Annotated in this window: 24 protein-coding genes; 6 read left to right on the forward strand and 18 right to left on the reverse strand. The window is 69.9% G+C overall.

Translation table 11 applies throughout. The features are described from left to right. Window positions 1–38 precede the first annotated feature (38 nt). Window positions 39–182, reverse strand: a complete 144-nt coding sequence (locus tag ACFYYH_RS22530) for a hypothetical protein (protein WP_388553798.1) — start codon at window positions 180–182, stop codon at window positions 39–41. A gap of 385 nt (window positions 183–567) precedes the next feature. Between ACFYYH_RS22530 and ACFYYH_RS22535 the strand changes: the two genes are divergently transcribed. Next, on the forward strand, window positions 568–1,683 hold the full coding sequence (locus ACFYYH_RS22535) for an AI-2E family transporter (protein WP_388553801.1): 1,116 nt from the start codon (window positions 568–570) through the stop codon (window positions 1,681–1,683). 354 nt (window positions 1,684–2,037) lie between these two features. Next, a complete protein-coding gene (locus ACFYYH_RS22540; RefSeq protein WP_388553804.1) occupies window positions 2,038–2,502 on the forward strand; it encodes a TetR/AcrR family transcriptional regulator C-terminal domain-containing protein in 465 nt (154 codons plus the stop codon). 132 nt (window positions 2,503–2,634) lie between these two features. On the opposite strand, the gene ACFYYH_RS22545 is transcribed toward ACFYYH_RS22540, so the two are convergent. Then, window positions 2,635–4,119, reverse strand: coding sequence for an MDR family MFS transporter (locus ACFYYH_RS22545; protein ID WP_388553807.1), 1,485 nt, complete (start codon window positions 4,117–4,119; stop codon window positions 2,635–2,637). 91 nt (window positions 4,120–4,210) lie between these two features. Here ACFYYH_RS22545 and ACFYYH_RS22550 point away from each other — a divergent pair, with 91 nt between their 5' ends. Beyond that, entirely contained in the window at window positions 4,211–4,771 is a 561-nt protein-coding gene (locus ACFYYH_RS22550) for a TetR/AcrR family transcriptional regulator (protein ID WP_388553809.1), read from the forward strand. A gap of 451 nt (window positions 4,772–5,222) precedes the next feature. Here the strand turns inward: ACFYYH_RS22550 and ACFYYH_RS22555 are convergent, their stop codons facing one another. Continuing rightward, window positions 5,223–6,689 carry an aldehyde dehydrogenase family protein gene (locus ACFYYH_RS22555; RefSeq protein WP_388553812.1) on the reverse strand — a complete coding sequence of 489 codons (1,467 nt, stop codon included), beginning with the start codon at window positions 6,687–6,689 and terminating at the stop codon, window positions 5,223–5,225. A 418-nt stretch (window positions 6,690–7,107) separates the two neighbouring features. Here ACFYYH_RS22555 and ACFYYH_RS22560 point away from each other — a divergent pair, with 418 nt between their 5' ends. The 3 genes from ACFYYH_RS22560 to ACFYYH_RS22570 all read left to right on the forward strand — a co-directional run bounded on the left by ACFYYH_RS22560 (window position 7,108) and on the right by ACFYYH_RS22570 (window position 10,042). Continuing rightward, the gene (locus ACFYYH_RS22560) at window positions 7,108–8,280 is read left to right on the forward strand and encodes an NAD(P)-dependent alcohol dehydrogenase (RefSeq protein ID WP_388553815.1); all 1,173 of its coding nucleotides are present in this window, start codon (window positions 7,108–7,110) and stop codon (window positions 8,278–8,280) included. A 54-nt stretch (window positions 8,281–8,334) separates the two neighbouring features. After that, entirely contained in the window at window positions 8,335–9,402 is a 1,068-nt protein-coding gene (locus ACFYYH_RS22565) for an MBL fold metallo-hydrolase (protein WP_388553819.1), read from the forward strand. A gap of 133 nt (window positions 9,403–9,535) precedes the next feature. Next, the gene (locus ACFYYH_RS22570) at window positions 9,536–10,042 is read left to right on the forward strand and encodes a MarR family winged helix-turn-helix transcriptional regulator (RefSeq protein ID WP_388553822.1); all 507 of its coding nucleotides are present in this window, start codon (window positions 9,536–9,538) and stop codon (window positions 10,040–10,042) included. 140 nt (window positions 10,043–10,182) lie between these two features. Here ACFYYH_RS22570 and ACFYYH_RS22575 read toward each other — a convergent pair whose 3' ends face one another. From ACFYYH_RS22575 to ACFYYH_RS22645, 15 genes are all read right to left on the reverse strand, one after another. Next, the gene (locus ACFYYH_RS22575; RefSeq protein ID WP_388553825.1) at window positions 10,183–11,238 is read right to left on the reverse strand and encodes an ABC transporter permease; all 1,056 of its coding nucleotides are present in this window, start codon (window positions 11,236–11,238) and stop codon (window positions 10,183–10,185) included. 191 nt (window positions 11,239–11,429) lie between these two features. Next, the gene (gene msuE, locus ACFYYH_RS22580) at window positions 11,430–11,996 is read right to left on the reverse strand and encodes an FMN reductase (protein WP_388553828.1); all 567 of its coding nucleotides are present in this window, start codon (window positions 11,994–11,996) and stop codon (window positions 11,430–11,432) included. Next, complete coding sequence (locus ACFYYH_RS22585; RefSeq protein ID WP_388553831.1) at window positions 11,993–13,063, reverse strand: LLM class flavin-dependent oxidoreductase; 1,071 nt, start codon at window positions 13,061–13,063, stop codon at window positions 11,993–11,995. The genes msuE and ACFYYH_RS22585 overlap by 4 nt, the downstream gene beginning before the upstream one ends. A 180-nt stretch (window positions 13,064–13,243) precedes the next feature. Further along, window positions 13,244–14,671 (reverse strand): MFS transporter, encoded by a 1,428-nt coding sequence (locus tag ACFYYH_RS22590; protein ID WP_388553834.1) that lies wholly within the window; start codon window positions 14,669–14,671, stop codon window positions 13,244–13,246. Then, the gene (locus tag ACFYYH_RS22595) at window positions 14,664–15,110 is read right to left on the reverse strand and encodes a MarR family winged helix-turn-helix transcriptional regulator (protein WP_388553837.1); all 447 of its coding nucleotides are present in this window, start codon (window positions 15,108–15,110) and stop codon (window positions 14,664–14,666) included. The genes ACFYYH_RS22590 and ACFYYH_RS22595 overlap by 8 nt, the downstream gene beginning before the upstream one ends. 66 nt (window positions 15,111–15,176) lie before the next feature. Continuing rightward, window positions 15,177–16,583, reverse strand: coding sequence for a serine/threonine-protein kinase (locus ACFYYH_RS22600; RefSeq protein WP_388554028.1), 1,407 nt, complete (start codon window positions 16,581–16,583; stop codon window positions 15,177–15,179). Window positions 16,584–16,942: 359 nt separating this feature from the next. Next, a complete protein-coding gene (locus ACFYYH_RS22605) occupies window positions 16,943–17,215 on the reverse strand; it encodes a GlsB/YeaQ/YmgE family stress response membrane protein (RefSeq protein WP_388553840.1) in 273 nt (90 codons plus the stop codon). A 282-nt stretch (window positions 17,216–17,497) separates the two neighbouring features. After that, a complete protein-coding gene (locus tag ACFYYH_RS22610) occupies window positions 17,498–18,310 on the reverse strand; it encodes a type 1 glutamine amidotransferase (RefSeq protein ID WP_388553843.1) in 813 nt (270 codons plus the stop codon). A 440-nt stretch (window positions 18,311–18,750) separates the two neighbouring features. Then, on the reverse strand, window positions 18,751–19,236 hold the full coding sequence (locus ACFYYH_RS22615; protein ID WP_388553844.1) for a hypothetical protein: 486 nt from the start codon (window positions 19,234–19,236) through the stop codon (window positions 18,751–18,753). Window positions 19,237–19,283: 47 nt separating this feature from the next. Beyond that, window positions 19,284–19,685 (reverse strand): gas vesicle protein K, encoded by a 402-nt coding sequence (locus tag ACFYYH_RS22620; RefSeq protein ID WP_388553847.1) that lies wholly within the window; start codon window positions 19,683–19,685, stop codon window positions 19,284–19,286. A gap of 59 nt (window positions 19,686–19,744) precedes the next feature. Beyond that, on the reverse strand, window positions 19,745–19,966 hold the full coding sequence (locus ACFYYH_RS22625) for a gas vesicle protein (protein WP_388553850.1): 222 nt from the start codon (window positions 19,964–19,966) through the stop codon (window positions 19,745–19,747). Continuing rightward, window positions 19,963–20,847 (reverse strand): GvpL/GvpF family gas vesicle protein, encoded by an 885-nt coding sequence (locus tag ACFYYH_RS22630; RefSeq protein WP_388553852.1) that lies wholly within the window; start codon window positions 20,845–20,847, stop codon window positions 19,963–19,965. Before ACFYYH_RS22630 ends, ACFYYH_RS22625 begins: the two co-directional genes overlap by 4 nt. Further along, entirely contained in the window at window positions 20,844–21,290 is a 447-nt protein-coding gene (locus ACFYYH_RS22635) for a gas vesicle protein (RefSeq protein WP_388553854.1), read from the reverse strand. Before ACFYYH_RS22635 ends, ACFYYH_RS22630 begins: the two co-directional genes overlap by 4 nt. 41 nt (window positions 21,291–21,331) lie before the next feature. Continuing rightward, window positions 21,332–22,555 (reverse strand): SRPBCC family protein, encoded by a 1,224-nt coding sequence (locus tag ACFYYH_RS22640; protein WP_388553856.1) that lies wholly within the window; start codon window positions 22,553–22,555, stop codon window positions 21,332–21,334. Then, complete coding sequence (locus tag ACFYYH_RS22645) at window positions 22,548–23,150, reverse strand: hypothetical protein (protein ID WP_388553858.1); 603 nt, start codon at window positions 23,148–23,150, stop codon at window positions 22,548–22,550. Before ACFYYH_RS22645 ends, ACFYYH_RS22640 begins: the two co-directional genes overlap by 8 nt. Window positions 23,151–23,176 lie beyond the last annotated feature (26 nt).

Below are 23,176 nucleotides of genomic sequence, written 5' to 3' on the forward strand. Positions count from 1 at the left end.
GGGCGTCTATGTACCTAACGCGGCAGCGGAGTCGGGGATCACGTCGAAAGGCCGAGGGCGCGGTGGCGGTAGTCCCTGGGCGGGATGCCGTAGGTGGTGCGGGAGGCACGCGTGAAGGCCGTGTGGTCGTTGAACCCCCAGCGGACGGCCACGATCGATATGCGGTCCGGTCGTTCAGCCACTGCGCAGAGGTCTCTTGCATGCTTTCGCGCGCCTGCGTCGGCCGGTTCGGAGAGTCCAGGAACCCCCGGTGGCTCCCACGCCCGTGCCGGTGCCGGTGCCGATGCCCGTGCCCGTGCCCGGTTGCAGTCGGGCGGCCGTGGTCGACGGTTGGTACGAAGTGTTGTCCCCGGCGAGATCTTCAACAAGAAGCCCGTTCGAGTCACCATCGGTGTCCGGCGAGGCCGCATACGGTGAACAGCAGAAACGGCCGATTGGCCAGGACAGGCCGCCACTGTACGTCGCGAAGTCACCGTGCCTGGCAGTCAGTCAGCCGACGACAGCCACCACGCTGCTACGGATAGGCAGCGCTGCCGGTGTGACCGGAGCACCAATAGGGTGATCCCCATGTCTGCCGCGTTGAGTTCCATGAAAACTGCCGCCGCGCTCCGGGCGTCGGCGCGTGTCTCCGCCGAGTTGCTGCTGGTCCTCGCGACGGCTGCGGTGTCCCTGTGGGTTTTGGGCCGGATGTGGTCGGTCGTCTGGCCCCTCATAGTGGGGCTCTTCCTTACCACCCTGACCTGGCCTCTGGCTCGTTTCCTGCGTCGGCACGGGTGGCGACCCGCTCTGGCGGCGTCGGTGGTGACCGCGCTGTTCCTCCTGGTAGCCGCGGGCATCGTGGCGCTGATCGCGGTACCGGTCGCGTCCCAGTCCGGCGAGCTGACCGACGGTGTGGTCAAAGGCATCCAGCAACTGCGCGACTGGGCTGCCGGACCGCCACTGAACATCGGTGAGGACCAGATCGCAGGTGCCTCCGACGCGGCGATCGCCCGTATCCAGAACAGCGTCGGCAGCGTGGTCTCGGCCTTCGCCACGGGAGTGGGCACCGTGTTCAACGGCGTCGTCACCGCCATCCTCGCGCTGTTCCTGATGTTCTTCTTCCTCAAGGACGGCCCGCGGTTCTTGCCGTGGCTCTCCCGTCAGCTCCCCGGCCGGTTCGCCACCGATGTCCCGGTCGTGGCCGCCCGTGGTTGGGAGACCCTGGGTGCTTTCGTACGGTCCCAGGCATTCGTGGGCCTGCTCGACGCCGTCTTCATCGGCCTCGGACTGTGGCTCGTAGGGGTTCCACTGGTGCTCCCGCTGGCGGTGCTCACCTTCGTATCCGCGTTCGTGCCGATCGTGGGTGCGCTGTTCGCCGGTCTGGTCGCGGTGCTCATCGCGTTGGTGTCGAACGGTCTGACAGACGCACTGATCGTGCTGGCGATCATCGTCGTGGTGCAGCAACTCGAAGGCAATGTGTTCCAGCCCATGATCCAGAGCCGTGGGCTCGGACTCCATGCGGCGGTGGTCCTGCTGGCGGTGACGTTGGGCGGCAGTCTGGCCGGCATCGTCGGCAGCTTGCTCGCGGTACCGGCGGCCGCGCTGACGGCCGTGGTCTGGAACTATCTGCGCGAGCAGCTCAGCGACCCGCCGCAGGAACCGGATACCGACGAGTCGCACACTGGTGCCGCCGCCTCCTCGTAGTATCCGACCCCACCACGACGACCCGGCCGAGCCGAATACGGTAACGGACGTTCACTCCTGGGCGTTCCCGGGGTGAACGCCTCCCTTCGCGCCGACCGGGAGGGCCGCCGGCTCCTTGGACCGTGGGTGAGGACGCTCTGCGGCGGTCCGCGAGGGAGGGCGTGGTTGCGCGCCGCGTGCGCTCGGCCCCGGCGCCTTCGGTCGGCCGGGACCGAGCGCCGCGGGGAACGCGGGTCCTCCCGGTGCGACGCGCGCGCCAGCTCCTGATGGCTGCCCGGCCGCAGGGCGGTAAGCGGCGCAGGGGCGCGCCTGGTCGACGGCCGGACGCTGTCCCGGTGTTCCGCCGGCGCCCCGGTGGCTCGCCGGTCTGCGGCTCGCCGCCACCCCCACGTCCTGCCCCTGCTCATCGCCCAGGTCCCCGTCGGGCCCAACGGCCTCGCGCAGCGCGAACGCGTCCTGCGACTGCTGCTGGCCCACGGCTTCCCCGCGGACCTGGCGGCCCGGACCTTCACCGCTGTGAGCCACTACGTCATCGGCTTCGCCGCCCAGCAGCACGGTCCCGGCTCGGCCGACCCCGACAGCGCGCCTGCCCTCGCCGCGTTCTACCGCGGCCTCGACCCCACCACCTACCCCGCCATCACGGCAGCCGCCCGAACCCTCACCCGTACCCCCCTCGACGAGGAGTTCCACTTCGGCCTCGCCCTCCTCGTCAAAGGCCTGGAACCCGTCGTGGACCGGCACGCCGGGACGCCGCGCGCCGGGGCCGGTACACCCGGCGGTCGAACTGACGCTCCCGAAACCGGGTCCACCCACGGCTGACCACCGAGCCGCCTGGCCGGAGCGTGAAGGTGATCTCCCGCTGATCGGAGGCGCGTTGATCCGCCCGGGATCGTCGGCGTATGAAGGGTCTGCCTGTGCCGTCGGCAGCGGCACGGAGGTGTGCTGGAGGAACTAGGCCTGAGCGGCAGCTTCGGCTTCGGCCTTGTCGGCGGGGGCCGCTGGCTTGGGGCGGCCGGGCAGGAGCAGGCACAGGGGGAGGGCGACGGCGGTGAAGGCCACCGACCACCAGAAGGTGTCGTCGAAGCCGTCGGCCAGGGCGCCCGGGGTGTGGGCGTCGTCGGTCGTGTGCTGGAGGATGACGGCGAGGACGGCGGTGCCCACCGAGCCTCCGATCTGCTGGGCGACGCGGGTGATGATGCTGGCGTCGGGGATCTCCCCCTGTTCCAGGCCGACGTAGGCGGCGCCGGTGAGCCCGATCGTGGCGGCGCCCATGCCGATGCCGCGGACGAGCAGTGCGGCCATGAGCAGGACCTCACTGGTGTCGGCGGTGACGAAGGCGAACGGCACAGTGGCTGCGGCGACGACGGCGAATCCGGCGAAGGCGACCCGGCGGGGGCCGGTGCGGTCGGTGTACGTGCCTGCCAGGGTGCGTGAGAGGAGCAGGCCGACGCCCTGCGGGATGAGCAGCAGTCCGGCGCCGAGCGCGTCCTCGCTGCGGACCTGCTGAAAGTACAGGGGCAGCAGCAGCATCGCCCCGTACAGGGTGATGCCGGCCAGGAAGCCGAGGGCGGAAGCGGAGGCCGGCGCGCGGTGGCGCAGGAGCCGCAGGTTGACCAGGGCGCTGGTGGTGCGGGTCAGTGCCCAGGCGGTGAAGCCGCCGATCAGGGCGAGCCCGCAGGTCAGCGGGGTGAGGACCTCGGCGCCGGTGAAGCCCGCGCTGCCCTCGACCCGGGAGAGGCCGTAGATGATGGCGGCGACGCCGGGGGAGAGCAGGAGCAGGCCGATGACGTCCAGCTGGGTGCGGGGGCTGTTGGGCGCGGGTCGGTCGTCGGGCAGGTTGCGCCGGGCTAGCCAGGCGCCGACGACGCAGAAGGGGATGTTGACGAAGAACAGCCAGCGCCAGCCGGCCAGATCCAGGATGCCGCCGCCCAGGACCGGGCCGAGGATCGGGCCGAGCGCGGTGGGCAGGGTGATGGTGGCCATGACCTTGCCGACGTTGCGGCCCTTGGTGGCCTGGATGATCAGCGTCACCATGAGCGGCATCATGATTCCGCCTCCGATGCCCTCGACGACACGGAAGGCGATGAGGCTGGTCGCGTTCCACGCCAGCGCGCACAGGATCGAGCCGAGCAGGAACATGCCGATGGACGCGATCCACAGGCGTTTGCCGCCCAGGCGGGACTGGGCCCATCCGGCGAGCGGGATGGTGACGAACATGGCCAGCAGATAGCCGGTGCTCACCCACTGGATGGTGGAGAGCGGGGCGTCGAGTTCCTTCGCCAGGTCGTTGAGGGCGACGCTGACGATGGTGGTGTCGAAGACGACGGCGAGGGCGCCCACGATCAGGGTGAAGGCCATGCGTCGCACGGCGGGGTCCATACGGTCGGGGTCCGCCGCCGTGGGCGCGGGGTTGGTCGTCCCGTTGGGAGTACTCATGAACAGCCACCTAAGATATAGAGTCCTATCTTACGGCTGACAGGGTAGGGCGCTAGAATAAGATAGGCAAATCTATCCAAGGGAGATTCGGATGCCCGAGCGGCGCCGCGGGGCGGCACTGGAGAAGGCGCTCCTCGATGCGGCCTGGGAAGAACTCACGGACAACGGCTACGCCAGGTTCACCATGGACGCCGTCGTTCAGCGCGCGGGCACCAGCCCTTCCGTCCTCTACCGCCGCTGGTCCGACCGCGAGGAACTCGTCCGGGCGGCCATCGTCCACATCCTGGCGGAGTACCGCCTCGGCATTCCCGACACGGGAAGCCTGCGGGAGGACATCCTCACCCTGATGCGGGAGATCAACGCCACCCGTGTCCAGCTCATCACCCTCATGAGCGTGCACCTGGCCGGCTACTACCAGGAGACCGGGACCACACCCGGTGAGCTCCTCGCGACGGGTCCCGAGGAAAGCGTCGACGTACTGTTCGACCGCGCCGTCGACCGCGGCGAGATCAAACCGGAACTCCTCACCGAACGCATCAAGTCCCTCCCCTTCGACCTGCTGCGCCACGAAATCCTCACGACCTTCGCCCCCGTGCCCGACCATGTCCTCGAAGAGATCACCGACACGGTCTTCCTCCCCCTGGTGCACTGACCGCGGCGGCGGCACACCTCGGCTCTCAGAACCCAGGTCTCTGACCTGCGGCCACCGCACGACAAGCGCTATCCGTCAGTGTGTTCACGCACCGGGTCCACCCTGCGGCCCGGACGCGTCCGCCTCACCGTTCGCGACCGGAGAAGGCGGCCGGCGCAGCAGGGTCTCGCTGATCTGCCGCAGTTCGCCGACCTGCTCCGCGGAGAGAAGATCCAGGAACCGCTCCTGTGTGTACCGGGTGTGCCGCAGTGTCGCCTCCTGGAGGACGGTGTGCCCGGCGGGACCGAGTTCAGCCAGATGGGAGCGTCCATCGTGGCGGCTGTCCAGACGGCGTACCCAGGACCGCTCCTCCAGGGCGGGTCCGATCCGAGGGCGGGGGAGCGGGCCCCACCGGGCGTGGTCCCGGCGGGCCGGTGATCCGGCCGGCCGGGCGGCCGCCGGAAGATCTTGGTCAGGTATGGCGCGGGGCGGAGTGGACGATGTGTTTGATCTCCTGGAACTCCTCCAGGGCACGTACGCCGTTGAGGCGGCCGACCCCGCTCTGTTTGAAGCCGCCCTCCTCCATCTGGTCGACGATGACGGCCCAGGTGTTGGCCCAGACGGTGCCGGCCTCCAGCTCCCGGCCGACACGGAGCGGACGGTCGACGTCACGGGTCCAGACGCTCGCCGCCAGGCCGAACTCGGTGGCGTTCGCGCGGGCGACGGCGTCGGCCTCGTCGTCGAAGATCTCGAAAGTGGCGACCGGGCCGAAGACCTCCTGCTGGACGATCGGTCGGGACACGTCGTCGACCTCCACCAGGCTCGGCCGGACGAATGCCCCGGCGGCGAGCGGCCCGTCGGTGACGAGGCCGCCCCGAACCAGGATCGTCGCGTAGGCGGCGGCGTCGGCGACGACCTGATCCACCCGCTCGGCGTTGGCCCGGTCGACGAGGGGACCCATGTCGCTGGCGGGGTCGTCACCCGGACCGACCCGTACCGCCTCCAGGGTGGCGGACAGGCGCGTCCGCAGTTCGTCGGCGACGCCGCGCTGCGCCAGTACCCGGCTGCCGGTCATGCAGAACTGACCGGTGAAGGTGGTGATGGCCTTGGCCAGGACAGGAACGGCGACGTCCAGGTCGGCATCGTCGAAGACGATCATCGGGGTCTTGCCGCCGAGTTCCAGCGACATGCCCTTCAAGTGCTGGGCGGCGTCGGCCATGATGCCGCGCCCGACCCCGGTGCTGCCGGTGTAACTGATGACGTCCACACCGGGATCCGCGACGATCAGCCGGGCACCCGTGCTGCCTGATTCGGTGAAGGCGTTGAACACGCCCTTGGGCAGCGACGCGGTCGCGTCGACGATCTCGTACAGCAGGTTGTTCGTCAGCGCGGTCTGGCCCGGCAGCTTCAGCACGACCGTGCAGCCGGCCGCCAGCGCCGGTGCGAACGACCGCACGGAGAGGATCACGGGGGAGTTCCACGGTGCGATCACCCCGGCGACGCCGGCGGCCTGACGCAGCGTCATGGAGTAGAGGCCGGGCTTGACCTCTGCCGCACGTCCGGCGTCGGTCAGGGCGAGCGCCCCGTAGTAGCGGATCTTGGAGATGGTGAGGTCGACCTCGAGAGCCGCCTCGGGGAGGACCTTGCCGTTCTCCTTCGACAGGAGGCCGACAAGGTCGTCGCGCCGGTCCGCCATACGGTCGGCCATCTCGAACAGGGCCTGGGCGCGCAGATCACGGTTACGGGACCAGTCCGCCGTCTCGAAGGCGCGCCGGGCGGCGTCGATGGCGGCCCGCGCCTCCCCGGCGCCGCCGTCGGCGAAGGTGCCCAGTTCCTCTCCGGTGGCGGGGTCGAGGGAGGAGGACGTCGTGGCGGAATGGATCCACTTTCCGTCGATGTAGTTCCGGACGTGAACCGTGCCGGAGGTGGCGGGGGACATGGGATGCATCTCCTCGTAAGAGTGATGAACAGCGTGGGCCGCGCCCATCATGAGGTGGCATGGCGGCGGAGGCGAGCAGGCCAGATAGAAGCAAAATAGCTGCTCAGGGCTCTGATGTGTCGATGTGTAGTTCGTTCTGCAACGAATAATACATGCCGAGTGGGCGATGGGTGTGGGGGTGTGTTCGTGGAGCGGGAGACCGCCGGGCGGATCGCTTGACCCTGCGCGAAGCGCGTGCATATATTCGTTGCGCAACGAACTATATGGCCCCCGGGGCAACCGCGGAACAGCAACCGCCCCGCTCGCCCGGACGTTCGTCAGCGCTTTCAGGCGCCCTCAGCGGCAGCCGATGGATCGACTCGTGCGACGACGCGGCAAGCGGCCGACGCGGCGCGTGCAACCGGTTTGGAGAATCACCATGGCGGACCAGGAGAGCTCACTCCCACCGCATCCCTCGGGCAGTGCCCGCGGCACCACGGCGGTCACCGCCGCGGTCGTCCGTGAAAAGGGTCAGCCCTTCCAGTTCGAAGAGCTCACCCTCGACACCCGGCTCCGGCCGGACGAGATACTCGTGAAGGTCGTGGCGGTCGGCGTCTGCCAGACGGACGTGCACGTACGCGACCAGGACCTTCCCGTACCTCTCCCCGCCGTGCTCGGCCACGAGGGCTCCGGGACCGTCGAGGCGGTCGGCAGTGCTGTGACCGCGGTCGCCCCCGGCGATCACGTGGTCATGTCGTACCAGGCGTGTGGCCACTGCCGCCCCTGTCTGAGCGGTCGCTACGCCTACTGCGCGCGAGCCTTCCCCATCAACTTCGGCGGCTCCCGGCTGGACGGCACGAACGCGCTCCGCGGTGGTGCCGACGGTAGGGACGAGGAGATCCACGGACACTTCTTCGGCCAGTCCTCCTTCGCCACCCATGCCCTGGCCACCGAGCGCAACGTGGTCAAGGTGGACACCGGCATCCCGCTGGAACTGCTCGGCCCGCTCGGCTGCGGATTGCAGACCGGAGCCGGGGCGGTGCTGAACTCACTGGAGATCCCCGCAGGCTCGTCCGTGGTCGTCATCGGCACCGGAACCGTCGGGCTCGCCGCCGTCATGGCCGCCGCTGTCGCCGGCGCCGGCGCGATCATCGCCGTCGACGTGGTGCCGGAACGGCTCGCGCTCGCCGCCGAGTTCGGTGCCACCCACACCATCAACGGCACGGAGGAGGACATCGCCGCCCGGATCAGCGAGATCACCGGCAACGGTGCGGACTACGTACTGGAGATCACCGGACGACCGCAGATGCTCACCCTCGCCGTCGATGCCCTCGCCCCGCTCGGCACCGCCGCCCTCATCGGCGGCGCGCCCGCCGGAGCGCAGGCCCCGGTGAACATGAACGCCCTGCTGGGCGGCCGAAGCGTCCGTGGGATCGCGCAGGGTGACTCCATTCCACAGCTGTTCATCCCTCAGCTCATCGACCTCTACAAGGCCGGGCGGTTCCCGTTCGACCGGCTCGTGAGCTTCTACGACTTCGGTGACATCAACCAGGCCGTCACCGACACGCGGAGCGGCGCCGTGATCAAGCCGGTCCTGCGCATCGGGCGGTAGCAGCACCACCCGAGCCGCACCGCCCCACCGTCACCACTCATCGAAGGAAAGACCGTGAACGACCGCGAGAAGTTCGGCACCCCCACCGACCGCCATCAGCTCGGCGCCGCCGGAATGCCGCTCAACACCCTCTCCGACTACCGCCCCATACCGGCCGACGCCTACGGAACCCTCTTCCTGCCGGACCGTCTGGCCAAGGGCTACCACGTCGAAGAGATGAACGACGGGGCCTACTACGTCACCTCCGGCGCCTACGACGCGATGTTCGTGCGCACCGGGAACGGCGTGGTCGTCGTCGACGCTCCGCCGCTGCTCGGCGAGAACATGCTCCGAGCCATCAAGGAGGTCACCGACGAGCCGGTCACGCATCTGATCTACAGCCACTACCACTCCGACCACATCGGGGCCGCAGGTGTCTTCGGTGACGGCCTGACCGTCGTCTCCCACGAGTACACCCGGGAGATGATCCAGCGCTGGCCCGACCTGGGCGGCGAGAGGGGCTTGCCCGTGCCGACGCACACCTTCTCCACCAGCGAGACCCTCGACGTCAACGGCGTGAGGTTCCAGCTCGACTACCGGGGCGTCAACCACACCCCGGGCAACATCTTCGTCTACGCGCCGCGGCAGAAGGTGCTCGCGGCGATCGACATCATCAGCCCCGGATGGAGCGCCTTCAAGCACTGCGACGCCTCCGAGAACATCCGCGGCTGGGCGGAGGCGCACGACTGGATCCTCGACTACGACTTCGAGGCCGTCGTCTCCGGCCACGTCAACCGCTGGGGCACCCGCGAGGACGCGATCGCCTCCCGCGCCTACACCAACGACATCGTCGACTTCGCCAAGGAGGCCCTCGACCAGGCGGAGGACCTGGAGTTCATCAAGCGCATCGGCTTCAGCAACGCGTGGGTGCTCTGGGAGAACTACTTCAACGAGATGACGAACTACGTCACCAGGAAGACCCTGGAGAAGGTCACCGACAACGGCCAGACCTGGGCCCAGCGCCTTGCCGGCGCCGACGTCATGACCAAGTACCACGCGTACTCGATCCTCGAAGCCCTGCGTCTTGAGTACGGTCTGGTCACCGGCTTCGAGAAGCGGATCATTCCCCAGCCGCAGTCGTAGAACATCTGGCCACCGCCTCACAGCTCCCGTTCCCCGGATGCCGCCTCCTGCCCGGGGAACGGGAGCTGTCGGCGTCGGGCTGGGCTCCGGGGCGGATGTTACAATTCGTTGCTCAACGAACGTTGGAGAGAGCATGACAGCCAACCGTACCGAGGGCCCACACAGTCGGGCGGCCTGCTCCCCCTCCCGCGCGCTGAACCGGACGGAACGGGATGTCTGGCTGGGCTTCCTCTACACGCACCTCCAGCTTCTGCGCAAGCTGGACAAGACGCTCATGGACAGCCAGGGCATCCCGACGTCCTCGTACGAAGTCCTCCTGACGCTCTCGGAAGCCCCCGAGGGCCGGCTGCGGATGAAGGACGTGGCGGCATCGCTGGTGATCAGCCGTAGCGGGCTGACCCGGATAGTCGACGATCTCGAACGTAAGGGATACGTCGAGCGCCAGAAGTGCCCGACGGATGCGCGGGGCCTGGACGCGGTACTGACCGACAACGGCTGGAAGGCCTTCCGCCGCGCACGCAAGGTGCACCTGACCCATCTCCGCGGCGAGTTCCTCGACAAGCTCAGCGACGAGCAGCTCCGCGCGCTGGACGAGATCTGGCGGACCATCGGCCTGGACAAGCCCCTCGACGAGGACTGACATCTGCGCAGGGGCGGCAGAGGAGCAGCCGCCCCATCCCATCCGGCCGGCCGTGATGGCGCTGGGAGGGCAAGGGGCGGCGCGTGCGGCGTCGCCCCGCACGGAGACCCGCCCCCGGCATCGCCGGGGGCGGGCCCATGTCAGCGTCGCCCAGCCCGGCGGACGAGGAACCTTTGATGAAGCCAGAGGCCGGTGGCACCGGCCAGGGCCCAGGCACTCAGTAGTGTCACGGCCCTGGCCACTCCGTCCCCTTCGAAGAAGGCGAGCCCGTTGACGGCCCGCACCCCTACGCCGACCGGCAGGGCGGAGGAGAACGGGTGGAGCCAGCCGGGAAGGAAGTAGGCCGGCAGGCTGCCACCGCTGGTGGCGTTGCCGAGCGTCATGAACAGCACCGCCGCCGTGCTGGAGCCGACGACACCGAGCGTGCGGACGAGCAGCATGGTGGCGGCCCCGACGGCCAGCGCGACCAGCGCCACCAGGCCGGCAACGCCGAAGAAGGCCGCGGGCAGTACATCGAAGGCGCGGACGACGGCGGCGACCGTCATTCCGCCGGCGACTCCGAACGCGGCGAGGCTGGCAAGCCGTTGGGGCAGTGCGATGCGGGGTGCCAACTGGTACGTCATGATCCCGAACAGATAGCCGGACAGCACGAGGCCGAACGTCGTGTAGAACACGACGAGCCCCCGGGTGTCCCGTGGAGAGGCCGGGACGACATCGAGGGTCTCCAGTTCTGCCCCGTCCACGGCGGCGGCCTGATCGAAGGCATCTGTGACGACTCCCGTGACCGACGGGCCGTGCGCCCCGCCGTAGAGCATCCGAGGGCCACCGGCCGCGCGCGGTTCGTAGGCCCCGAAGACCTTCCCGTGCTCGACGGCGGTGCGTGCCGCGGCCGCGTCAGGAAGCGCTCGGACGCGGAAAGCGTGAGGAGTGCGGTCTGTGAGCAGCTTCTCCACGCGTTGTGCGTCGGCAGCCGTGCCGACCACGGCGACGGGCAGGTCGCGTGGCACCGGTGCGTGGAAGGCGGCGAGATACACGCTGATGAAGATTGCCCCGATCGACACCACGATGGCGACGGGAACGAAGGTCGCCCTGCTTCCGCTCAGCCCCGTCCGCACGGCAATGGGCGGGGTGTGGTGGTCCGCGGCGGAGGCGGGGCGGTTCTCGGTGGCGCGGCGTCCGACGGGAGTGCGGGGCATGTCGTGGTCCTTGTGGTGAGCCGCCGGGACTGAACGCGGAGGCCTTCCGCCGGCGGTGGGGAGAAAGAGGAAGACCCCGCCGCCGGAGGAGGAAGCAGCCGGTGACGGGGCGACCATCTGTAGTTCGTTGCGCAACGAGCTATATGGAGGTGGGGTACTGCGGTCGAGGCGCGCCTCACGTCGGCGGGCGGTCAGTCGGCCGCTGACTGCCGGGCCGCAGCCAGCGCCACCGCGATCGGCACCACGTCGGAGACGGCCATCTCGACGCGTTCGTAGACCTCGGGGTTGAGGATCGTGGTGCCGTCGAAGTCGCCCGCGCTCAGATAGATGCCGGCCGGTGCGGTCCATGCCTGGAGGAACGCGAACAGGGGCCGCAACGCGTGCTCCACGACAAGGGCGTGCCGGTCGCTGCCCCCGGTCGCGGCCAGGACCACCGGCTTCGCGGCCAGCGCGTACGGTGCGATGAAATCGAAGAAGTGCTTGAACAGCCCGCTGTAGGAGCCCTGGAGGACCGGGCTGGCCGCGATGACCAGATCCGCCGATTCCACGGCGCGCAGCGCCGCCTCCGCCTTCTCCCCGAGTTGCTCACGCTCCGCGGCGCCCACCAGGTCGGCGCCGAGCGTATGGATCTCGACGACCTGCGACTCCGTCTCCGTCCGCGCCGCGAACGCCGCCAGAATCAGCTCTGCCAGAGCCGTTGTCCTCGACGGGGAGCGCAGCGTACCCACGACCGCGACCACTCTCAGGGGCCCGCTCATGCCGTCTCCTCCGTCGCGGACCGGCCGAGGGAGGAGATCTCCTTGCGGACGACCGGTGCCACCTCGCTGCCCAGGAGCTCGATCGACTTGAGCATCTCCTTCTGGGGGACATCGCCGAAGCCCATCTGGATCATCACGCGGTCGTGCCGGAACAGCTCGTACTGCGCCATGATCTTGTCGATGACTTCCTGTGGGCTGCCGAGGAAGAACGCGCCCGCCGGGCTCGACTGCGCTTCGTAGGCCTGGCGCGGCATCGGGACACCGCGGCCGCGCTGATGGTGGTTGGCCATCCAGCCGGCCTGGAAGTACGGGTGGGACACCTCGACCGCCTCGTGGTGGGACGCCGCGAGGAAGCCGGGCGAGTTGATGGAGACCTTCAGCCGTGCCGGATCGTGCCCGGACTCTTCGGCGACCTGTCGGTACAGGTCGACGAACGGGGCGAACCGCGCATAGCCGCCGCCGATGATGGCCAGCGAGAGGGGCAGGCCCAGCCGGGCGGCCCGGATGACGGACGCGGGGGTCCCGCCCACCGCCACCCACACCGGCAGTTCGCGCTCGGGTCGGGGGGTGATGTCCCCCTGGTCGAGAGGCGGCCGCATCGTTCCCCGCCAGGTGACCGGATTTTCCCCGCGCAGGCGCAGCAGCAGGTCGAGCTTCTGCGCGAAGAGATCCGAGTAGTCGCGCAGGTCGTATCCGAACAGCGGGAACGACTCGGTGTACGAGCCGCGCCCCGCGATGATCTCCGCGCGGCCGCCCGAGATCAGATCCAGTGTGGCGAACTGCTGGAAGACGCGCACGGGATCGTCGGAGCTCAGAACCGTTACCGCGCTGGACAGTTTGATGTCGCGGGTGTTCTCCGCCATGGCCGCCAGGACGACGGCGGGAGTGGAGACCGCGAAGTCGGTGCGGTGGTGCTCACCGACCGCGAACACGTCCAGGCCGACGTCGTCGGCGGCGCGCGCCTGTTCGATCAGTTCACGCAGCCGCACTCCGGGCTTGGGCGGGACGCGGGTGGTGGGGTCCGGCGTCAGCTCGCCGAAGTGGTAGATGCCGAGCTCGAAGGCCATGGCAGGCCCCTTCCGTAGCGGGATCGTGGTCCGGGGCGGTCGTGCCCCGGTGGTGTGGTAACCATTGATCCCACGATTTTATTCGTTGCGCAACGAACCACTTTCGACGGGGTGGGCGGGTGTACGGAAGCCGAGTGCCGAGGTGATGACGGCCTCGCGGCGTGGAGCCCCTCGGGTGGTCTACGGCGCCTGCGGCGTAGTGGCCGTGTCCCCGCCCGTCGCGCGGCCGAGCGTGCGGTCGAAGACGGTCAGGAGGAGGTGGAGCACGCCCGCGCCGAGCATGATCCAGGCGAGATGGTGCATGCCACCGGAGTCCGCGCGCCGCCCGAAGGAGGCGGCCGCTGTGGAGGAGGCGACCATCGAGCCGACGTAGGCGAAGGTGCGCAGCAGGCCGGCCGAGGAGGCGGTGCGCTCGGGATCGGCCTGGACGTAGACGGAGTTCTGGAGGGCCAGGTTGTTCAGTCCCTGCGGGACACCGAAGATCAGGGCGACGAGGACCAGCATCCACACGGCGCTGTCCCCGGTGAGCGTCAGCATCACCACACAGGCGACAATCTGTCCGAGCGCGCCGACGAGCAGCTTGCCTCGCACGCCCTCGCGCCGCCCGGAGACGACCGAGACACCGATGGCCACCAGGAACATGGGGATCTGCACCAGCCCGGCGTGGAAGGGCGAGAGCCCGAATCCCTCCTCCGTCCACTGCGTGAACCCGTAGAGGAAGGAGTAGGCGACGACGTAGGCGACCAGCGCCCGCCCGTAGGTGACCAGCAGGGGTGGGTTGCCACCCAGCACCCGCAGGTCGATGAACGGGGTGGCGGCCCGTAGCTCCCACGCCGCGAACGCGGCGCTCGCGGCGGCGGCGATCGCCGGCAGGTACCAGTCGCGCGGGTGCGGGTTCATCAGGAACAGCAGCAGCGAGACGAGCATCGCGGCGAACAGCGCCATGCCGGGCAGGTCGAGCCGGGCGGCGAGGCGCCCCCGTCGTGGGGACTCATCCGTACCGGCCTCCTTGGGCAGCCGGAGCAGCCCCAGCAGCACGGCCACGACGGCCAGCGGCACATTCAGCGCGAAGGTGGCGCGCCAGCCGCCCAGCCCGATCAGCAGGCCGCCCAGCAGAGGACCGATCACGGCGATGGTCTGGTTGGCGACGGCCAGGGCGGTCAGCACCCCGCCGGGACTGTCCCGCCCGGTGCGCCGGGCCTCGCTGCGCAGCAGCGCCATCGCGGCGGGGTACCCGGCGCAGGTGCCGAACCCGAGCAGGACCCGCGAGGCGATCAGCACCCCCAGGTCAGGCGCCAGGGTGCCGGCGACACCGGCGACCCCGACCAGGCTCGTGCTGACGAGGAAGAGCCTGCGCGGCCCGAAGATGTCGATGAGCCGACCCACGACAGGCTGCCCGAGCGCGGTGGCCAGATAGAGGGCCGAGACCAGCCACGCCGTCTGCGAAGGCGGCGCGCCCAGCGCGTCGCCGATGGGTACGAGCGTGACGGCGATGATCGTCGAGTTGATCGGGTTCAGGACCGACCCCAGCAGCATCGGCGGCAGCAGCCGCCGGTCGAAGCCCGCCGTCGCCGTGCTGCCTCGCCCCTCTGTTTTCTGATCAGTCATGGGTGAGGCGCTCCAGTACCGCCATGGCGGCGATCACGGCCCGCCGTTCCTCTTCCGTGCACTTCTCCTGCAACTCACCGGCCAGCCATTCTTGCCGGGCCTGTCGCCCCTCCTCCACCCGCCGGTGCCCCTCCGCGGTCAGCGCGATCAGCAGACGGCGCCCGTCATCGGGGTCGGGCCGCCGTTCCACCAGCCCCAAGGCCGTCAGTGACGTGACCGTCGCCGTCATCGACTGGTGGCGCACTCCCTCGGCCGAGGCGAGCTCACTGGCCGTGACGCCTTGCTTGCCGGACAGGCGCGTCAGGACGGACGCCTGCCCGAGAGTGATGTCCTCGGCTTCGGCGGCGTTCAGGATGCGGCGCCGCAGACGGCTGATGACCGTACGGACCTCTCGCGAGGCCCGCACCGCTGAGGGCGACAGGCGCGGGCTCTCATGCATGCGTCGCAGACTAGAACCCGCAGCTTGAGTTGTACAGTTTTATCTGTACAACTTTATCTGTACAACTCAGCCTGCTTGAAGATCCTGTGCGTCCGGTCCTGTGGTGGTTTCGGGGTCCGGCTGGTCGGGTGCGGGGGCCGTCGCGGTGGGGGAGGGGGGCTCCGTGGGAGGCGTCGTGGGGGGCTGCGTGGGCCTGGCCGTGGGCGACGGATTCACGGTGGGCGGAGGCGTCCTCGACGGCGACGGGGCGGGGTCCACCGTCGTTTTTCCCTCCTGAGGCGCCTTCTTCTCCGCTGCCGGTGAGGCGGACGAGCCGGCCGGCACCGCGTCCCGGGACACCGCCGTCGGGGACGGCCCCGCCGCGGGTGCCTCGGTGGCCGCGTCCTCCGCGGCCGATCCTGTCGTGGGCCCGGCCGCCGGTGATCCGTCCGCGTGGCGCGTGTCCGGGGCCGAGGAGGACGGTGGAGGGGACGAGGGCTCCTCGCGACCGCCGTCGGACGATGTGGCGGCCGCGCCCACGACGACGGCGGCGAGCGCCGCGGCTGCCGCGCCGACCAGCATCTGCGGCCGACGGAGTCGCGAATTCTGTCGCCCGGCCGACCGCGTGTGCGTGGTGTCGCGCGGCAGCTCCGAGGTCTGCCCGGCAGACCTGGAGAGGCCGTCGGCGGGGTGGTGAGACGCGATCGTCACCTCCCGTACGGTCCGCTCCAGCGGTATCCAGTCCTCGGCCGCCGAGAGGAAATCGGCGGCCTGCTCGGCCGTGGGCCGTCGGGCCGGGTCCTTCGTCAGCAGCCGCAGGACGAAGTCGTCCAGGGCGCCTGGCAGTTCAGGGGTACGGTGGCTCGGGGGCTCAGGAGCCGCCTCGACGTGCCGGTAGACCATGACCGCGGGAGTGTCCGCCCGGAACGGCGGGCGCGCGGTGAGGAGTTCGTACAGCACACATCCCAACGCGTACATGTCCGCGGCCGGCCCCGCCGGACGCCCCAGGGCCCGCTCCGGGGCCAGATAGGCGCTGGTGCCGATGACCTGGCCGTTCATGGTCAGCCCTGTCGTGGGGTGATCCGCGAAGCGCGCGATCCCGAAGTCGCTTATCTTGACGGTGTCGTCGGGCGCCAGCAGCAGATTCGCCGGTTTGACGTCCCGGTGGACCACCCCTTGGTGGTGTGCCGCCGCCAGTCCGGCGGCGACCTGGCCCCCGATACGGGCCGCCCGCGCGGGAGGCGTCGGCCCGTTCGCGCGCAGTTCCTCCGCCAGGCTGCGCCCTTCGACCAGCTCCATCACCAGATAGCCGCGGTCGGCCTCGGTGCCGGTGTCGTATATCGTCACGACGTTCGGGTGGCTCAGCCGAGCCGCGGTCTGCCCCTCCAGTTGGAAGCGGGCGATCGCGGTGGCGTCGGCCACCTGCTCCCGGAGCAGTTTGACTGCCACGGGGCGTCCCAATACTTCATCGCGCGCACGCCAGACCTCGCCCATTCCGCCCCGCCCGAGCGGCTCGCTCGTCCGGTATCGCCCAGCCACCAACACAGGCAACGCCCCTTTTCGGTATTCCGGGCATCGCGTGCCCGGCCTCTCTTACCTCGCAGGTCCGTCCTGTGGGCCCCGCCCGCCGGTGACATCGGCTCCGTAAGGCTTCGGTGAAACGCACGTGGCCGACAGCTCGCCCGTAGGCCCGCTATCCGCCTCGCGTGCCCCGGGACGCGCTTCTCACACCTGTGGGACAGCCCTTGGGGAAGGCGTCGGCGGTACCCCGTGAAGCGTCATGGCCGGCCCGTTTCGTACGGGGCCGGCCATGACGAAGCTTCTGACTGAGCACGGAGTGGTACGGGGCGCGGTCAGGCGTGGGCGCGGGTACGGCCCGTGACGAGCCGGTAGATCAGCAGCACGATGACGGAACCGATGATCGCGGCGATCCATGTCGACAGGTCGAAGAACCCGTCGATGGAATCGACCTTGAAGATCACCTTGCCGAGGAAGCCGCCGAGGAGACCGCCGACGATGCCCAGCAGCATGGTGATGATGATCCCGCCGGGGTCCTTACCAGGAACGATGGCCTTGGCGATGATGCCGGCGAGCAGTCCGATGATGATCCAGGCGATGATGCCCATGGCGCACAACCTTCTTCCGGTCCTAGAACGCGTGAGACTTATGCGTTCCTTACGGACTGGGTGTGACCCGAAAAGCCGAACCGAAACGCCTGAACGGAAGATTCTCTGCCCGGCCCATGAGCGACCCGGGCACGCGGGTACCCGGGCCCCGGCGAGCAGGGCCGGCGAAACGCGGGGGAGCGGGGAGCGCGTCGGCCGGCGGCCGCCGCGCGCTCGGAAGCCCACCGCTCGGAAGCCCACCGCTCGGAAGCCCACCGCTCGGGCGTCGGGCGGGACGACGGGTCACATGACGGCGCGGCCGGACGAGACATGGCCCGTGTACGTGTGGACGACAGCGGCGAAGTTGGCCGTCAGACGACGGGCGGCACGGGCCGAGGCTGCCTCCGCGGCCTCGGCCTGGGTGCGCAGCATCTCAAGGTCCAGCCCGGACTGGGCCAGGGCCGCCTCGTCCCAGCCGGCGAGACGGCCGGCGTCGGCCTCCGGGTGGAATTGCAGCCCCCAGGCCCGCGCACCCACCCGGAACGCCTGCACGGGACACCGCTCGTTCTGGGCCAGATGGACAGCGCCGGACGGCAGGCCGGTGATCTGGTCCCGGTGGTTCTGGATCGCCGGGAACACGCTCGGCATGCCGGCCAGCAACCGGTCGTCCGTGGCCTCGGGGCGCAACGTGATGGCGCACGATCCCCGCTCGGGCCGGCCGTGCTCGGCCGTCACCTCGCCGCCCGTCGCGACGGCGAGCACCTGAGCCCCCAGACAGATGCCGAGCAGGGGCACGCCGTCGGCGGCACACTGCCGGGCGAGATCCCGCTCGGCGGGCAGCCAGGGGGCGTGCGCGTCGGCGTCCGGCAGAAAGCCGCCGCCCAGCAGCACCACGGCATCGAAGCCGGCCGCCGTGGCGGGCACGGCGGTGCCGGACGCCTCCACCACGGTCAAGCCCTCCGCGCGTAGCCAGGGCAGCAGCCGGCCGGGACCACTGCGCTCGCTGTTGCGCACCATCAGCACCCGCGGCGCGCCTGCCCCGGCCGGATCGGCGCCACCGGTCTCGGCCCGGGAAGAGCCGGTCACGGCGTCCGGCCGTACGCGATATGCAGTCATGCTCCGGTCCCTCGCATCTCGTACCGCCCGCCACCTCACCCACCACCTCTACCTCATCAGGACCCGGCGCTCCAGGCACGTGTGAGCGATCCCTCACCGGCGCGGGTGGCGTGTTGGCGCCCTTCCCCCCCCCGCCTGAGCCCTCGACGGGCCTGAGCCCTCGACGGGCCTGAGCCTGGGCACGGCCGATGCCCGGTCTGGGTACGGCGTTCCGGCATGAAATGACGGAACGCGTTCTTCCTCACCGTGGTGAGGAAGAACGCGTTCGGGTTGGTGCGGGATCGACGGGCCGTGGCCACATGGTCCTGGCCTCGCGGCTGTCGCTCTGACGAAGCGGTGGGTGGTGGAGCAGGCTAAGGCCTGTCCCCTGAGGAATTCCCGACCGGCGAGCCGCACCCGGCCCTCCGCGTGAAAGGGGGAATCAACTCGCTTGTCGGCTCTCAGATATGGCCGTGCGTCAGCCGGGTGAGCGGACCGCCCTTGAGCCTCGCGGTGCGGCGACCCGCCGTAAAGGCGATGCCCACCACCCCGACGAGCCCCGCCGTCGCGCCGGCGGCGACAGCCTTGCGGTGCTTCGCCAAGGCCCATGTCGTGGCGACGGTGGAAGCCGCCTTGCCGGTGGCGGAGACCACCGCCTGCCGGCCACTCTCCACACCTTCGATCGCGGTTCGCCCCGCTCGCTTGGTCGCCTCACCCGCCGACCCCGCGCGCGATTTCACGGCCTCCGCCGATTCGTGTGCGGAATTCTTCGCCTCGGACACGCCCCGGGAGGAAGCCGATGCGGCTCGACCGGATACGGTTCCCGCGCTCTGCCGCGTCGTATTCGCGGTACGGGAAGCGGTCTGCCGGGCCTTGGAGCCCGACGCCTTGGTCTGGCGCCGGGGCTTGTCCTCGGGAGTCTCTGAATTCTTCTTCGCTTCAGTCATAAAGTGCGTGTTACCGCCCAACAGGCAGTGAAACACGAGCTTTCCGATCAGCCCTCTTCGCGGGTGAGCAACGAACCCAGAGGCCCCAGATCAAGATTGAGGTCGCTCATGGTGAGCCCGTACCGCTCGCACAGTTCGGACATTCGGTCCTGGAGAATCATGAGCGTCATACCGATGCGTTCCTCCTGATCCTCACTCAGATCCCCCTGGTCGACGCGGTGCAGAGCGGTGCGCTCCATGAGCTGGCGCAGCAACTCGACGATGGTGAGGACGAGTTTGATCAGATCGCGTTCGACGGTGTCCGGATCGGTGGTGAGCCGTTGAATTCCGCCGCCGGGCGGCCGCCGCTCGTCGGGCCCGGCGGGCAGGAGATCGAACGACCGCGCCGCGGCGGTCGCCGCTTCCCGCAGTACGGATTCACCGGAGGGTACTTCGGCTTGGTCGGTCATCGACTCACTTCCTCATCGCGGACGGCGGGTCCGGCCCGCGCCCGGCGTGCCGTGGTCGGTCACCACGGAGCCGGGCTGTCGGGCGTGACCGAGCGGATGACCGCCCGCAGGTTGATATGCACCAGGTCCACGTCGGCGATGGACAGGACCAGGTCTCCGGTAAGGACGGCGCCACCGTTCAGCAGGCGGTCCAGGAGGTCGATCAGCGCGACCTGGCGCCCGCCGACGAGGCTCTCGTCCGCCGGACCGCTCCGCGGGGCCGGGGGGTGGCCGAGCGTCATGACGGGCCGTCCTGGGGGGACGGTGTCGCGAAGGAGTACGGTGCCCACGGCCCGGTGATCTCCACACGGGCGCCGGGGGTGTCCCGTTCCAGGCCCGCCAGTGCCGCGCGGAACTCTTCCACCTCCGCGGCCGGGACAAGATATGCCTCGTTGGCGATGTTCTCACCCGTGCCGGAGGCCAGGACGCCCTGCTGGGGCCGGTGCACCACCCTGGCGCAGGCCAGAGCGGCCACGAGGTCAGGAACCCGTGCCGCCAGGGCCCCCGCCGCCCGGTACGCGTTCTGGTGGCTGCGGCGCTGTGCCCGGCGGCGCTCCAGATACGCCCGGCCGGGGCCGGCCGGGGCCGGCGGACGGTCAGGGTCAGGGGCAGGGTCAGGGGACGCGACGGCTGTGTCCTCGGGGTCCGCGTACACCTTGACGCCGAGTTCGACGCGGCCTTCGAGCCTGGAAAGCAGCTCGCTGAACTCCTGGTGGCCCGTGTGGAGCATCGACATCACGCGCGCGTCGTCCCGGCAGACGGTCGCCAGGCGCATCGGGAGGACCGTGGTGCTCGCGTAAGCGGCCTCCACCACCGCGTGGTGCGACCGGGCCAGTGCCTCGAGCTGCCGGAGGTCCTCCATCCGGGTCTTCATGCCCTCGGTGTCGTAGGCGGCGGACGGAACGTCGGAGACGAGGGCCGCCATCCCCTCGCCGCCGAACGTCCCCTCACCGCCGACCGTCCGCAGTGCCCCGCCCTCCAGGCCGGTCATGTGGGAGACGGCGGAATCCAGGGCGGCGCCTGCCCGGCCGACGGCGTACACGTACGACATCACGGGACCGTGCTCCGCCTCCCCGGTCCGCCGCGCCGACAGCGCGGCGCCGCTCGGGGCTTCGGTGCTCATCGCGTCTCCTCTCGGTCCGCCGGCTCGGTGGCCGCGACGGGCGCCCCCTGCTCGGACGCGGGCGGCAGCCCCGCTGCCGCCCGCAGGTCGGCGAGCTCGGTCCGCAGCCGCTCGTTCTCCGCGGCCAGCGCGTCACCGCCCGTCGCGGGGGAGTGCGCGGCGGCCTCGGGGGCGGGACCGCGGGCCCGGGAGGAGAGCGAGGGGTCGTGCTCCCACCAGTCGATGCCCATTTCCTTGGCCTTGTCGACCGAAGCGACCAGCAGCCGGAGCTTGATCGTCAGCAGTTCGATGTCGAGCAGGTTGATCTGGATGTCGCCCGCGATGACCACGCCCTTGTCCAGAACGCGTTCGAGGATGTCGGCCAGATTGGCGGAGGACCCCTGCTGGCCGTACTGCGATACTCCCGGCGAGGTCCCCATACGGCCGGCGAATGAATCAGACACGTGTGATCGGCCTTGTCTGTGCGGTCCGGGTGCGCCGGATGTCAGCGTCGGGCGGAGGCGGTACGGCGCCGGGAACGACGGACCGGCTTCTCGTCCTCGGCCACCTCGTCCTCGGTGTCCTCCTCGGGCTCGACCTCGTCGTCGTACCTGCCGCCACGGCCGGACTCGTCATCGGCGCCGGCTTCGGCCTCCTCGTCGTACGCGTCCTCGTCCCGGTCGGCGTCGTAGTCACCGTCCTCGTCGCGGACGTCGTCGTCGCGGACGTCCTCGTCCGGCAGGTCCCGTTCGTCGAGCCGGTCGCCGTCGGTGAGCTCGTCGTCCTCGTCCTCGTCCGCGTCGTAGGCGTCCTCAGGATCGCGGTCGTACTCGTCGGTGGCCTCGTCGTCCCTGATCCCGGCGTCGTCCTCACCGTCGGGCCCGTCGTCGGCCGCGCGCTCTTCCTCCTCGACGGCCTCTTCGTGGTCCATGACGACTTCGCCGTCCCGGATCTCACCACGCCAGCCGTCGGTGGCTTCACCGCGCATCATGATGAACTTGCGGTAGAGCTTGAGGTCCAGCCGGGCCCTGCGGCCCTGGGCGCGCCAGATGTTGCCCGTCTTCTCGAAGAGACCCTTCGGGAAGTACTCGAGCACCAGCAGCACCCGGGTCAGGTTGTCGGTGATGCGGTGGAAGGTCACCACTCCCTTGACGGTGCCCTTCGCGCCCTCGGTGGTCCAGGCGATCCGTTCGTCCGGCACCTGCTCGGTGACGTTCGCCTTCCAGCTACGGGTGGACTTGGCGACCTTCACCTTCCAGTTGCTGCTGGTGTCATCCGCCTTCTCGACGCTGACGACACCCTTGGCGAAGGTGCTGAACTCCTGGAACTGCGTCCACTGGTCGTACGCCTCCCGCACGGGGACGCCCACATCGATGTCCTCGCTGATGGTCACGCTCTTCGACTTTCCGCCGCCCCCCTTGCGGCCCTTGCCGAAGAGGCCCTTGACCTTCTCCTTGACCGTGTCCTTGAGATGCGAGGCGCCCACGCTCAGAGCGGCCTGCCCGGGGGACTTGCCCTCGCCGAGCGCCTTCCCGCCCTTCGCCAGCCCGCCGACGAGGCCGCCCGGACCCTGTCCGGGCTCGGCGAGCTTCGTCATGTTCTCTCCCAGCTTGTACCCGAGGTGTGTGACGGCGTGCTGGGCCCGCGCCTGGAGGTAGTCGCGCAGCTCTTCCTTGAGCTGCTCGGCGGCCGGGCTCTTCGCGACCTTGCTGAACGCGGAGTCAGCCATTGCCGCCACCCCGCTCACTCGACTTGCGCGCGGCTCCCGAAGCCGTCTTCCGTGCGCCGGAGGAGGCGGACTTTCCCCCACGGGGAGACGCGGTCTTCCGCGCACTGCCCGAGGCGGCTCCGCGAGCCTTGGAGGATGCCTTCGCCGCGGCCGACCCGGTCTTCCTGGCCGGAGCCCTGCCGCGCGACGCGGGTGTCTTGTCCTCGGCGCCGTCCCGCTTCTCGGCGGCCCGGCCCTCGTCCTCGTCCTCGTCGGCTTCCTGTTCCCGGCCACGGCCGGCGCGGGCGCCTTCGTCGTCGTGGTCCTGGAGGTCCAGGGTCCTCTCGTGCAGCGAGTCGGCGAGGCCGTTCATGCGCCGGGTGAGCGCCGAGGTGGCGGCCGACTTCGTGGCGCCCACCAGTTCCTTGCGTACCTGGTCGTTGAGGGACCCGAGCACGGGCGAGTTGGCCACGAGCTTGCCGAGCTGCTGGGGGTCCAGGCTCAGCTTCTTGCCGGCCAGGAACATCCCGAGGCCGATCGCCAGCTTCGCCTTCTTCGTACGTCCCAATACGTAGCCCCCTACGAGGGCCACACCTATTTTGGCGTTGTTCATCATTTTCTGTACACCTCATTGTTCTGCGT

Source organism: Streptomyces sp. NPDC002018 (assembly GCF_042890865.1).
Classification (GTDB): domain Bacteria; phylum Actinomycetota; class Actinomycetes; order Streptomycetales; family Streptomycetaceae; genus Streptomyces.